Here is a 12,694-nt window from a genome sequence, read left to right as displayed (position 1 = left end):
ATTTCCATTACATCATAACGACGTCAAACTGCTCCTGAATATACAAAGGCTCGGCTTGCACACGGACTTGTTTACCAATGAAAACTTCAAGTTCCGCCAGTGCGTGGGACTCTTCGCCCAGCAGTGCCTCGGCAACAGAAGGGGATGCATAAACCACGAAATTATCGGCGTCGTAAGCACGGTTAACCCGGGTAATTTCCCGCAGTACTTCATAACACACCGTTTCCACTGTTTTGACACTTCCACGCCCCTCACAAGTAGGACAACCAGAACATAAGATGTGTTCAATACTTTCACGCGTGCGCTTGCGGGTCATCTCAACCAGGCCTAACTGGGTAAAACCGTTGATATTGGTTTTTACCCGATCTTTTGCCAATGCCGCTTCCAGTGAAACAAGCACTCGCTTCCGGTGCTCTTCCGATGACATATCGATAAAGTCGATGATGATGATACCGCCCAGGTTACGCAAACGTAACTGACGTGCAATGGCCTGAGTAGCCTCAATATTGGTATTAAAGATAGTTTCTTCCAGGTTACGCCGCCCGACAAACGCACCGGTGTTAATATCGACGGTGGTCATGGCTTCGGTTTGATCAATGATCAGGTAACCGCCCGACTTCAGTTCGACTTTACGCTCCAGAGAACGCTGAATTTCGTTCTCGGTATCGTACATATCAAAAATCGGCTTATCCCCTTCGTACAGCTCAAGCTTATCCGTCAGCTCAGGGACATACTCAGAGGTGAACTCGATCAGGTTTTCATACTCCATACGTGAGTCAACCAGGATCTTATCCAGCTCTGTACCAACAAAATCACGCAAAATACGTTGCGCCAGGCCAAGCTCACCATAGAGAGTCGAACGGGTTTTGTACTTAGAACGACGCTCCATCACCTTAGTCCACAGACGCTTAAGGAAGGCCGCGTCTTGTGAAAGCTCTTTTTCATCCGCACCTTCGGCAGCAGTGCGAATAATAAAACCGCCGTGTTCATCGCAGTAATGACTGACCACTTTCTTCAGCCGCTCTCGCTCGCGTTCACTTTCGATACGTTGTGAAACCCCGACATGGCTGGCTCCCGGCATAAAGACCAGGTATCGTGACGGCAGGGTGATATCAGTGGTCAGGCGTGCCCCTTTGGTACCGAGCGGGTCTTTCACCACCTGTACCACGATGTCTTGCCCCTGACGCACCAGTTCCGAAATATCACGAACCTGAAACTGCTGCTTTTCGTTCTCTGCCACACACTCGGTATGAGGAACAATATCCGACGCGTGCAAAAACGCCGCTTTGTCCAGGCCAATATCGACAAATGCAGCCTGCATGCCCGGTAAAACCCGGCTGACTTTACCCTTATAGATATTACCCACAATGCCACGCCGAGCCTCGCGCTCAATGTGAACTTCTTGTAGTACTCCGCCTTCAATCATGGCCACACGAGTTTCACTCGGGGTCACGTTAAGCAGCAACTCTGCACTCATGTGCGCACCTCAAAATACAATTTATAAAAATTCGTGCAAGAGCTGGTCAGTTTCAAACATAGGTAGGCCGACTACGGCGTGATAACTTCCTTCTATCCGGGTGACAAAGCGTCCCCCGAGTCCCTGAATACCATAACTGCCAGCTTTATCGCATGGTTCACCTGACTGCCAATATTGTTCGAGTTCCTCTAAAGTCAGGGTTTTAAACCATACATCAGTGGTAACAACCACCGAATGTTGTTGTTCAGACGAGACGACGCTCACCGCGGTCATCACCTGATGCTGACGACCGGATAACTGCATCAGCATCCGTTTGGCATCTTCAAAACTGCGTGGCTTTTCCAGCACCTGCTCATCACACACCACTACGGTGTCGGATCCCAGCACAACGGAATCAGGCTTAGCCAATGCCAAGCCTGCCTGTGCTTTTTCCAGCGACAAGCGCAGCACGTACTCTTGCGGTTGCTCATCAGGCCGTTGTGCTTCCTCTATATCCGGAAGCACAATATCAAAATCATACCCGAGTTGACTGAGTAACTCTTTTCTTCTTGGTGAACCCGAGGCTAAGACCAGAGAGATAGCTTTGCTCACGACATTACCTTACATGCCACAAACGGCGGATACGCCGCATCAGTAAAAACATCCATGGCCAAAGTATACAGTTTATTACCGCCGTCCATAGCGATAATGGATTGAATACTACGTCCTGGTTCAAATATTCCCCACAGAATATCAGCAGCTCGAGTAAAACGGTAAAAAATGCTATTAAAATAGACTGTTGCCACAATGCCATATTGCGGATCACTAAGAAGTTCAGTGCCACAAGATAAATCACGATCGACATCATCATGCCGCGGATCCCCAGCGTTGAGCCGATCAGAATATCCCACAACAACCCCACTACCAGCGCGCTACCGACATTCACCCGGTGTGGCAATGCCAGTACCCAATAGCAAGTGACGAGAAACAGCCACGACGGACGCAGCAGATCGAGCACCCCGGGCCAGGGAATGGTCTGCAGCACCAGGGCGACCAAAAAGCTGACGCCAATAACCATCTTGCTTCTTAATACACTATTGGCCATGGCTTACCTCATTTGCTCGGTCTTCACTTTCGTTAGACTGTAAGACTTTATGTTGTCGATCTTCATTTGGCCATATCAGCAACAGATACCTCAAGCGGTCAAACTCCACCACCGGTTCAGCTTTGATCGAGGCGAATTCCTGGCGGGTATCATGATCCACCATCGAAATGTAGGCCACTGGATAGCCTTCAGGATAAATGCCCCCCAGCCCGGAGGTGACCAGTAAATCCCCTACCTGTATGTCGGTACTGGTAGGAATGTGCTCAAGCTGGATTTCATCCATTTCGCCATTACCCGAAGCGATCACCCGGATGTCGTTACGGATCACCTGAACCGGGATCGCGTTTTTCGCGTCAGTCAGCAGTAACACGCGCGCATTGTGCGCGGCGACAAAGGTCACCTGGCCAACAATCCCTTTTTCATTAATCACCGGCTGACCAACATACACGCCATCAGTACGGCCCTTATCAATCACAACCTGGTGACGATACGGCGAAGTATCAACCGCCATCACTTCCGTCACGACCTTCTTCTCATCGCGAACAAATGATGAGCCAAGCAACTTACGCAAGCGTTGGTTTTCTTCCCGGTACTGTTCCAGCAAGATCAGCTCACTCTTAAGCCGCAAGACTTCTCGCTTAAGGTTACGGTTGCTTTCAATCAATTCCTGGCGGGTATGAAAACGTTCAAACACCCCATCGAACATAGTGCGTGGTAAATTGGCCGCATATTGGATAGGGGCCACCATACTGTTAAGCAGATATCGTACGTTGGCAAAAGTATCGAGACGACTGTCGGCCAGCATCAAACAAGCTGACACAATGACAGCAAGAAAAAGACGCAATTGCAGGGATGGGCCTCTGCCAAAAATCGGTTTCATCTTGTTTTGGACCTGAATGCTACCATGATCACTAAGCCTATACTGGCCTCCGTCGACGGGATAAGAGTGGGCTCTTATCACCTTTCCGGTGTTGTAGCGTTTTGGATGATTGAGAGTGCAGAAGTAACAAGGTGAAGCTTGGTAAGCTTCACCAGATTAACTTATTCTTCAGAGAACAGATCGCCACCGTGCATGTCGATCATTTCCAGCGCTTTACCGCCTCCGCGAGCCACACAAGTCAGGGGATCTTCTGCAATAACGACAGGAATCCCGGTCTCTTCCATCAGCAGGCGATCCAAATCTTTCAGCAGAGCACCACCACCGGTCAGCACCATACCGTTTTCAGAGATATCAGACGCCAGTTCAGGTGGACACTGCTCTAATGCGACCATCACCGCAGAGACGATACCTGACAGCGGCTCTTGCAACGCTTCTAAGATCTCGTTCGAGTTCAGGCTAAAGCTGCGTGGTACACCTTCAGCCAAGTTACGGCCACGCACTTCGATTTCGTGCACTTCATCACCCGGATAGGCAGAGCCGATTTCGTGCTTGATCTTCTCGGCGGTTGCTTCACCGATCAGGCTGCCGTAATTACGGCGCACATAGTTGATGACCGCTTCATCGAACCGGTCACCACCAATACGCACAGAGGATGAATAAACCACTCCGTTTAATGAGATAACCGCAACTTCTGTGGTACCACCACCAATATCAACCACCATCGAACCTGTTGGTTCAGAAACGCGCAGACCGGCACCGATCGCTGCCGCCATTGGCTCATCGATAAGGTACACTTCACGCGCACCCGCGCCTAACGCAGATTCACGGATCGCACGGCGTTCAACCTGGGTAGAACCACAAGGGACACAAACCAGGACACGCGGGCTTGGTTTAAGGATGCTGTTGTCGTGCACTTGTTTGATAAAGTGCTGGAGCATTTTTTCCGTCACATAGAAATCAGCAATCACACCATCTTTCATAGGACGAATCGCAGAGATGTTACCCGGCGTACGGCCAAGCATCTGTTTTGCTGCGTGACCTACCGCTGCGACACTTTTTGCGGAACCAGCGCGATCCTGACGAATAGCAACGACTGAAGGTTCATCGAGGACAATGCCCTGTCCTTTGACATAAATAAGAGTGTTGGCAGTACCTAAATCGATCGATAGGTCGTTAGAAAACATGCCACGAAGTTTTTTAAACATATTCTTCGTTCATCCTGCAAAAATTAGAAGACAAAAATTGTCCTAAATGTACCAATGCCTCGCTGTCACAGCAAGGCATTGCTACACAAACATGGGCGGAAAGCCTCAATTTCTTGCAGTTTCCTTACTTAAGCCGCTAAACCAGCGCTTAGTTTCCACTGGCCAGCCCCGGCTCTCCGCGGTAAAGCACCCGGTCATTGCCGCGGTGAACACCAAAGGTCACCACCGCTGACGGATTCTCTTCACTGTCATCGTTATCCCAGTCGTACTTCAACCACGGTACGTTGTTGGCCCCACCCTCCAGTTCCAGCCATACTCGGGTTTGCTGGCGAGGAAACGCTTCCGGGAGAGGATCCGCTTTCTGGCTGGCACTGAGCGTACGGGACTGGCCTGAAGCAACCTTGCCCCCGTCTTTCAGCTCAACACTGACCGGTGCGGCATCTTTGCCGGTCGGCCAGATGTGTTGCTGCTTCTCTTTCACCCCGGCGACCGTGGTGCGGTTATCATTACCATTAACGACAAACCTGCCGTCTCGCCAGTATTCAACCCGCAGCGGCACATGCAGGGTGGTACCTTGCTGTCCGCCGACATCATCCAGGTTGACCCGGCCAAAACGCACATCCGGTTGTGCCAGCAATGCCTGTGCCACACTGTTGGTCAGTTGTTCTTTGCCGTCAACGGTAGTCTTGAACCTGAATAAGCTCGGGTCAGCATAGCTACTGGTTTTACCACCGGAGCTGCTCAAGGACAGGCCGATCGAGGTGCTGGTCGATTTGTCCGCGACCACTTGCGAGTTAAACGGGCCGTCGGGCGAGATCGGTTTGCTCCATTGCACCGAATTATCCCACTGCTTGCGCCACACCGCGCCGCTCCAGTTTTTATCATCAAGATCGGCATTCGAGATGTTGAGGCGATCCGAATGCTCACCGGACAGGTAGAAATCCGCTTTTAATCCACTGGCAAACAAACCATAGTTATTTGTCGCGCCGCCACTGGCGTTATAAGCGGTCACGGCAAAACTTACTGAGTCAAATGCCTGCCCCATGTAGGCTGACTCACCCTGGTTATCCGGATAGTCCCAGTTGGTTTCTGTGACGCTAAAGTAAGCCGGATAGAAACGGCCGATTGTCGCGACCGCATCCTGAATCTTGAACGCGCTACTGCCTAAATAGCTTGAGGTGGCCAGCGGTTTGCCGTTTTCACCGCTCGCCTGCGGCGCGGCCACGCTAAGCTCAAAGGCACCGACTTCCGAGACCGACTGCGGTAGCATCACCTTACCATTGGCCCATTTTGCCCCCTCTGGCAATGAGGTGTTCAACAGCGTGGCTGAAGCCCCCTTAGCCGGGTATTTGACGCTGTTGGCGATGGTGATAGCCGGCTCCTGGTAGTTTTTCGCTACCTTTTCTGTATTTCCATCCGCCGCCTGATAGGCGGTCACGGTCAGGTCAAACACCTCACCGGCGGCAACAAAACTGTTAGTACAACCAGCATCAACCTTGGCACACCTACCATCTTTCTTCGCTTTGGTTGCCGTAAGCTTCAGATACTCAGGGAAGCTGACAAAGCTGGCAAAACCGGCAGAATCACCCACCCCAATCACACTTGCATTGAGCTTCACTTTACCGGCTTCCGGGTACTTAATTTTAAAGTACGCCTTGCCCTGCGAGTCAAAGTACACATTATTCAACACGCTACTTGTGGTCTTCAGTGAGGTTGGCTTGCTGGTCCACTCAACCGGATTAGTGCCGACCTTTCTCTTATACCAGATCGACACCGGCTGGGTGTTATCAACCGGTGCGACTTCATACGCCATCGACATATTAACGTTGCGCGACTCACCATCCGCATCTGCCTGCGCAGAACAGAACGACAAGTGATCCTCACCCTGGCTCTGGCGGTTCGCCACCACATCGGCGACGTTGACCGCCAAAACATTCTTAACGAAAGTCACATCACAGTTCTCTGCCGAGAGCGGGCCATTATTAATTCGGCAGCGTGCGCCTTCGAAGCCAAACTGCGGTACCGAGCTGCTGGCGACCCCCATGGTAACAGTGCCAGACTCAGAAGCCTGCAGTGCTAACTCCTTCTGGTTTTCAAGCGTGACTTGTGTACCACCAACCCAGTTAGCAATGCTGTTCCCCGCCGATGGCGTCAGCGTCACACTGAGCGGTTTCAACGTACCGTCATTATAGGCATCACGCGGGTAGCGTTTGCTACAATCCTGATTCATACACGCGCGCAGCTCCACTTCTGAGGCCTGGCAGGTACTGCCGGAACCCGAGTAATCAAACTCAAAGTGGTGGATCCCTTCTGTCAGAGGTATCGCCTCATCAGCACAAACCTGGAAGTTGTCAATTTCGTGGGTGTTAGTTGACCAACCGGTTGATGCGGTGACAGAAAGACGGAAGTTCTCTGGCACCGTATTGAAGCTACCTTGCTGGAGTACATCAAACTTCTTGATTAGTGTGTTCCATTCTCCTGCACCGATTTTTCTTTCCACCGAGAGATAATATTTACCAGCATCACGTGAGTTGAGAATTATTCTGTAACGATGTAGGCCACTGCTGCGACCATCAATATCTTCGGCTGGTTGCTCATCTTTATTAAGTCCATAGCCATTAACAAATTCATAGCCCCTGAGCCACTGACCATTGGAGTCCGTGGAGCCGGGACCGCGAATACCTATCAGGTTCGGCTTCAACGGTGAGTTTTGAATCACCACCTCTCCACCGGTACGGTAATAGTTACCGTATTCATCAAGGCCAACCCCCAGCCAGCCACCGGCAAAGCCCTCAATGTCTTTACTGATTTCTTCGCTGTGATTTTTCTTCAGTTTCATCCCATACCCCAGCGGGCCGCCAAACGCGCCGGTTTTCGGCGGCACGTTGGCATCCGACAGCACCAGGGCAATACCATCGGCACCATCACCACCATAGGCGTAATGGTCAAACTCAACCTGCAAATAGTTTTGTGCCGACGGGAACACATAATTGTAGGCCGATGCGGTAGCCTGAGCACGCTTACTTTCATTCAGCCTGAAACGCCCATTGTTCGCCTGTGGATGGGTACTGCTTTCAAAGCCCATCACTGACCAGTTGGCCAGGCTGCCGTTATCGAAGTTTTCGGGTGGTAATGGCTTACATTGCTTAGGCTGCGGCGGCGTCCAGCACGGCTGCGGATAGTCCGGTTTGGCAACTTGGGTCGAACCTCGCATATCTAACCAGCGGCTGGTGACCGCACCATTAATTTGCTCGCTGGTATCCAGCACCAGGCTCTTGGCAAGAATAAAGCCTTTGAACTGTTGTGACGCGGCGGTTTTGAAATGCACACTCGCCTGTGGCCCATAGATCACCGGCAGTACCAAATCACTTTGCGTGGTACGGTAATCAAAATAGGCATCCTCAAGTTTAAAGTCCGCCTCATTGCCAAAGTATGAGCCTGGCGTCTGATTCGTGCCCACCACATTCCAGGTAACATTGCTACCAAAAATCAGCTTCGGCTTGGCACCTATATTTTTGAAAGTTTTCACTGTCAGGTTGGTGTTATCGGCCAAATATAGTGAGAGATTGGACTTAGACTCGTAAATCAACTCTTCTATTTTGCGTTCACCAGCGATCTTCAGCTCAACCTTTTGACTGTTTGCACTTTCAATAATCTTTAGTCGTTTAAGATCGCGCTTCAAGCTGATGACAACGCGATCGCCGAACTCTTGGTAACTACAAACATCTGACTCATTACCACAAACCTCGCCATAGTATTTTTTTGCAGTTGGATTCGTACGAATAACCTGTTGTTTAGTGGCGTTAAAGATCGTATTCAAAGCTGCTGGTTTTGGCGCTTTCCGCACCTCAACCAGGCCATCATTACCAACCTGATCGCCTTTTCCGCTCAGGCCATCACCCGGGAAACAGCCCAACCGACCATCACATACGGACGAGTATTCGTTTTGATAAAGCTTCCAGGCCTGCTCACCCTTATCAAAGCCGACACGCAGGTTGCGCCACTGGCTGCCGCTGTCCCAGTCCTGTTGGTAGGTGTAGTAGTTGCGGCTGTCCGCCAGATATTCATCAGACCAGCCCAACGCCCTGACAGTTGAATTAGTCACAATCAGCTTACTTTCTTCCTGCTGCCAGCCCTGGACAGGTTCAGGGAAAAGCTGACACACGTTATCCGGCACCGCCCACGAGTTAATTTCCGGCTTGATCTCCGGCTCGGGAGCATTTGAGTTACAACTGATGTTCGAGATCGCGGGGCCAGTAGTGTGCACCATCAGCTTACCGTTTTTCATGTCCTTGTTCATCGAGCCCATTAACTGCCAGTCCGACTGCCCCTTAATACGCCGATAGTACTTGGACAGGTTGTTCGCCGCAGCATCATGAAAGATCTCAATTTCATATTCTACGCCCTTCTGCAAAGACTGCTCGTTAAAGTGGTAGCGCTCGCTCGAAGAGTCAGCTTTTACCCCCTGCGTATACCACGCTACTTCATCAGCATGACTACCGTTATGCCTAAAATACACCGCTTGATAGGCTGTGCGGTCTCCCGTTACAGTGAAGGTAGCTGAAAAATTAGTGTTACCAAATATTTGGCATGACGTACCAGTTTCAAGACCTGGTTTTTTTGCATAAGCGATATTGGTTACATTTACCATCAACAGGATGGTCGCTATTTTGAGCCATCTATTCATCATTCTAATCCTTTACCCAAACCTCTTGCTGGCGCTGTACCTGTGTCACCCCGGAACCACAAGTTGCCGTGGCCTGCACCTTAAACAGAGATTCAGCATCAGGGGTACCCGCATTGAAGGTACCGATATTTATACATGTCATCGCGCTAACCTGACACCCGCTTCCCGCTGTTACCGGCGGGACGGCACCGCTGACCTCCCCGCTGCACACGGTCGCGATATCCGTCGTGCTGGCGTTTAACGGATACATCTTGGTCAGTGCCCACTCATTGGCGGACTGGGCCATAAACCACGCTTTAGTGCCGAGAAATTCACGGGACAAAGTACTTTGGTTAGACCAGCTGACCCGCATTAATGACGAGGCAAGAAAGCCCATCACCACAATCACAAACAACACCACCATCAGCACGTTACCGGTTTGCCGTTGATTGCTTTTAACTTGATTGCCAGGCTTATTAAGGCCATTGGTTTTACTAAGGAACATTGAGCACCTGCACGTCTTGTTGGTAAACACTACGCTCCCCGTTCTGTAAAAATTCCAGCTTGAGATACACTAAGCCGCCACGCTGCAAAGTGGGCTCAAGGTAATGCATAGCACTTTTAGTACTATCGATGTCTTCCGCCACAGTAATGCCATTGCGCGTCACCTGACTGCCGGCAAAACAGTAACGCACCGCTGAGCCCTCGGCATAAATGTAATGGCGGTTCGAGACCGACTTAGACGTACCACCGATGGCCGTCGCTCCTCCGCTAACCAGATAGCTGTCGCCGGTTTTTGCTAAATTACCGACATCAAAACGCTGCGCGGAGGTTTCCCCAGCCGCAGGAAACAGATCTTCATAGCGGGTTGGATTAATCACCATCCAGCGCTGCGCCGGAAGCGGCGCCGGGACTGAATTGTTACCGATTAAAAACTCAATATCATTACCAGTTAGAATGTAAAACCCGGAGTATTCAATCGGCACAAACTCCAGGCACCCGGTGGTTCCCGCCGGCTGGTGAAAACTGTTTGGCACCGCATGGCGGATCTCACGTGCCATTTTTTCTAACACAAACTGCGCCTGGGTCTGAATGCGCTGGCGCTCGATAGTATCTTTGTAGCCCTTCATCCCCAGCTGCACATACCCGGCAATGCCGAGCATAATAAAACTGCCGATCACCAGGGTGACAACCATCTCCATCAGGGTAAAACCACGTACTTTCATCAGTAGTTCCCCTTAATCGCGCTCAGGGTCAGCGGCTGGGTGCTCGCGGCAAAAATTCGCACGGTAACTTTTTTATAAGCGGTCGGCGCAGTTGGCGTTCCGCCGGCCAAGTCATCATAGGCCACCGCAACTTCCAGACGAAAATTCTGGTAGTCGCCGACGCTGGCCGTGCCGAGTACGTCGGTGATGTTGCCACGATGAGTGCCCTCCGGGCACTGGGCAGCAGTTGTCGGGGTACTCCAGCAGCCGATAAAGTCATCCACATCGTTAAACGTACTGGGATCGTTACTCACTTCCTCATAGATTGTCTCTACGCCCAATGTGGCCGAACAGTTATTCTCCGGGTTATCCGGATGGGCGTCAGGATCCGGTTCACCGCAGCGGATCATACCGCCATCAAAATTGCTCCAGTGATCAAAGCCACGCGCCAGGATCTGCGACATAAAGCTCTGGCCCAGCGCCGCCGCACGGGTCTGGTAATGCGGCACGGCCGAGTTACTGATCTGCGGCACCAGAAACGCACTGAAACCGACCATGGCAATCCCCATCAGGACGATGGCCAGGATCATTTCAATCAGGGTCATGCCTGCCTGTTTGCTCATGAGCAGGCCCCCTTAGAGACATACCCTTGGGTGTTGATTTCCACCACACACTGGCTCTGGCCAGATTTATCCTGGATCAGTACGGATACTCCCGCGCTGGCAGATGCCAGTGGGTTGCCACGCAGATCAAAATTAACCGGACTGGTGACAGCGCCCTGCAGGGTAAAAGTAGCCTTGGGATCGGTGACAATATCACTGCGGGCATCGCGCGCGCTGCCGCTCAGCGAACAGGCCTGGACTGAGCCAAGGCAGTTAGTGGTAACTTGCAGACGGAAATTATCGTTAAGCGTCGACACATTCGACTGCATCCGGTTCACCTGGATCTGGCGGATCACCGCGATGGCTTGCTCTTGCAGGGCGTAAGCAGAAAAGCTGCCGGTACCGATATAGCGGCTGGCAGCGTAAAGTGACAGCACCGAGAGCAGGATGATCACGGTGATTAGTTCAATTAAGGTAAATCCTAATGCAGAGCTGCGAGTGGTCATAACCCAACCTTAGGCTTGGAGCGAGCAAGTCCAGTATACGCTGAAATATATTGAGTATTGATAGGTTTATGTTTTTTCACGCCGAACTGTGAGATGGTGAACATTTAACCAGCTATTGCCGGGTATCTTCGCCCCGTCCCAGCTCCTGCTCGATGCGGTCATAGGTGGCTTTGTTGCTCAGTGTTTCCGTCACCTGCTCAGCTTTATGTTTGGTCTCTTGCCAGGTCGCCTCGACCATCTCCGGCTCAATACTGATAAACCTTGGCAATAGCACATAGCCGGCCACGGCGAAAAAAGTCAGCAGCACGATAAATTCAGTGGTGCTTAATCCTGAAGACTGGCGCATCCGTCCCATTCCAAGGCTCACTATTAAGTTAAGTAAAAGGCCAGCCAGACTGGCCTTTTACTCTTATCAGCATTATTTAAGCTTTACAAGAAGCATCACCTTTAGCAATTTCGACCTTAGCAGGAGTATTTGCATCTTTTGCCATGGTGTATTTCACACACTGCTTAGTGTATTTGGCGAAACCAAATGTAACCCACTGGGTGTTGTCATCTAATTTACCGTCAGTTTTCAACTGCTGGAAGTCATCATCAGTACCAGTGCTAAGCCCGTCGACAATCTTCGCAATTTGCTCTGTAGTAGCAAGGGGATAACCGTAAATTGTCTCGACTTCTGTACCATCACTCAACGTAAGCTTAGTTTGCGTGGTAGCACCTTCGATACCATCGATAGCAGCTTTGCCGTAAACAATACCAACGGCACCTTGAACTGCACCTTTAAGACCTTCCAGCGTTGAGTTACGCGCATCATCCTGTAGGTTGAGGAAACGTGGTGCCGCCGTCACCGCCAGAATACCTAAAATTACAATTACCACTACCAGCTCGATAAGGGTAAAACCACCTTGTCTTTTCATCGTTGTCTCTCTCTATATAAGTAAGCATGCAGTGTGACTGCAAAGTTAAGGTCACGTGACCATGTTGAATTGTCAATACGGCATGGCACACCCACCAGGCATCATCATCTTTAACGAGTGTACGCACTTGCCGCCTGAGCAAAACCGGCTTT

The 12,694-nt window shown here is 50.9% G+C and carries 12 protein-coding genes; all 12 read right to left on the bottom strand.

Going from position 1 to position 12,694, the window contains the following annotated elements; genetic code table 11:
* Nucleotides 1-7: 7 nt before the first annotated feature.
* Entirely contained in the window at nucleotides 8-1,477 is a 1,470-nt protein-coding gene (gene rng / locus P2G85_RS18405; RefSeq protein WP_275865527.1) for a ribonuclease G, read from the bottom strand.
* A gap of 21 nt (nucleotides 1,478-1,498) precedes the next feature.
* Nucleotides 1,499-2,068 (bottom strand): Maf family protein, encoded by a 570-nt coding sequence (locus P2G85_RS18400; RefSeq protein WP_275865526.1) that lies wholly within the window; start codon nucleotides 2,066-2,068, stop codon nucleotides 1,499-1,501.
* Nucleotides 2,069-2,072: 4 nt separating this feature from the next.
* The gene (gene mreD, locus P2G85_RS18395; protein WP_275865525.1) at nucleotides 2,073-2,561 is read right to left on the bottom strand and encodes a rod shape-determining protein MreD; all 489 of its coding nucleotides are present in this window, start codon (nucleotides 2,559-2,561) and stop codon (nucleotides 2,073-2,075) included.
* A complete protein-coding gene (gene mreC / locus P2G85_RS18390; protein WP_275865524.1) occupies nucleotides 2,551-3,441 on the bottom strand; it encodes a rod shape-determining protein MreC in 891 nt (296 codons plus the stop codon). Before mreC ends, mreD begins: the two co-directional genes overlap by 11 nt.
* Nucleotides 3,442-3,602: 161 nt before the next feature.
* Entirely contained in the window at nucleotides 3,603-4,646 is a 1,044-nt protein-coding gene (locus tag P2G85_RS18385) for a rod shape-determining protein (protein WP_275865523.1), read from the bottom strand.
* 148 nt (nucleotides 4,647-4,794) lie between these two features.
* A complete protein-coding gene (locus tag P2G85_RS18380; RefSeq protein WP_275865522.1) occupies nucleotides 4,795-9,333 on the bottom strand; it encodes a DUF6701 domain-containing protein in 4,539 nt (1,512 codons plus the stop codon).
* Between the two features lie 4 nt (nucleotides 9,334-9,337).
* Complete coding sequence (locus tag P2G85_RS18375) at nucleotides 9,338-9,736, bottom strand: MSHA biogenesis protein MshP (protein WP_275865539.1); 399 nt, start codon at nucleotides 9,734-9,736, stop codon at nucleotides 9,338-9,340.
* A gap of 70 nt (nucleotides 9,737-9,806) precedes the next feature.
* Nucleotides 9,807-10,538 carry a prepilin-type N-terminal cleavage/methylation domain-containing protein gene (locus P2G85_RS18370; RefSeq protein WP_275865521.1) on the bottom strand — a complete coding sequence of 244 codons (732 nt, stop codon included), beginning with the start codon at nucleotides 10,536-10,538 and terminating at the stop codon, nucleotides 9,807-9,809.
* Nucleotides 10,538-11,140 carry a prepilin-type N-terminal cleavage/methylation domain-containing protein gene (locus P2G85_RS18365; protein WP_275865520.1) on the bottom strand — a complete coding sequence of 201 codons (603 nt, stop codon included), beginning with the start codon at nucleotides 11,138-11,140 and terminating at the stop codon, nucleotides 10,538-10,540. Before P2G85_RS18365 ends, P2G85_RS18370 begins: the two co-directional genes overlap by 1 nt.
* On the bottom strand, nucleotides 11,137-11,625 hold the full coding sequence (locus P2G85_RS18360) for a type II secretion system protein (protein ID WP_275865519.1): 489 nt from the start codon (nucleotides 11,623-11,625) through the stop codon (nucleotides 11,137-11,139). Before P2G85_RS18360 ends, P2G85_RS18365 begins: the two co-directional genes overlap by 4 nt.
* A 112-nt stretch (nucleotides 11,626-11,737) precedes the next feature.
* The gene (locus P2G85_RS18355; RefSeq protein ID WP_275865518.1) at nucleotides 11,738-11,971 is read right to left on the bottom strand and encodes an MSHA biogenesis protein MshA; all 234 of its coding nucleotides are present in this window, start codon (nucleotides 11,969-11,971) and stop codon (nucleotides 11,738-11,740) included.
* 76 nt (nucleotides 11,972-12,047) lie between these two features.
* On the bottom strand, nucleotides 12,048-12,542 hold the full coding sequence (locus P2G85_RS18350) for a type II secretion system protein (RefSeq protein ID WP_275865517.1): 495 nt from the start codon (nucleotides 12,540-12,542) through the stop codon (nucleotides 12,048-12,050).
* Between the last annotated feature and the right edge of the window lie 152 nt (nucleotides 12,543-12,694).

The organism is Vibrio sp. CAU 1672, from assembly GCF_029223195.1.
Taxonomy (GTDB): Bacteria; Pseudomonadota; Gammaproteobacteria; order Enterobacterales; family Vibrionaceae; genus Vibrio.
This window is presented reverse-complemented; position numbering and strand designations above follow the sequence as displayed.

Coding starts and splice junctions, on each gene's coding strand:
- P2G85_RS18375 (WP_275865539.1), bottom strand. CDS start 9,736: ATGGTGGTGTTGTTTGTGATTGTGGTGATGGGCTTTCTTGCCTCGTCA.
- rng (WP_275865527.1), bottom strand. CDS start 1,477: ATGAGTGCAGAGTTGCTGCTTAACGTGACCCCGAGTGAAACTCGTGTG.
- P2G85_RS18370 (WP_275865521.1), bottom strand. CDS start 10,538: ATGAAAGTACGTGGTTTTACCCTGATGGAGATGGTTGTCACCCTGGTG.
- mreC (WP_275865524.1), bottom strand. CDS start 3,441: ATGAAACCGATTTTTGGCAGAGGCCCATCCCTGCAATTGCGTCTTTTT.
- P2G85_RS18365 (WP_275865520.1), bottom strand. CDS start 11,140: ATGAGCAAACAGGCAGGCATGACCCTGATTGAAATGATCCTGGCCATC.
- P2G85_RS18380 (WP_275865522.1), bottom strand. CDS start 9,333: ATGAATAGATGGCTCAAAATAGCGACCATCCTGTTGATGGTAAATGTA.
- P2G85_RS18360 (WP_275865519.1), bottom strand. CDS start 11,625: ATGACCACTCGCAGCTCTGCATTAGGATTTACCTTAATTGAACTAATC.
- P2G85_RS18385 (WP_275865523.1), bottom strand. CDS start 4,646: ATGTTTAAAAAACTTCGTGGCATGTTTTCTAACGACCTATCGATCGAT.
- P2G85_RS18355 (WP_275865518.1), bottom strand. CDS start 11,971: ATGCGCCAGTCTTCAGGATTAAGCACCACTGAATTTATCGTGCTGCTG.
- mreD (WP_275865525.1), bottom strand. CDS start 2,561: ATGGCCAATAGTGTATTAAGAAGCAAGATGGTTATTGGCGTCAGCTTT.
- P2G85_RS18350 (WP_275865517.1), bottom strand. CDS start 12,542: ATGAAAAGACAAGGTGGTTTTACCCTTATCGAGCTGGTAGTGGTAATT.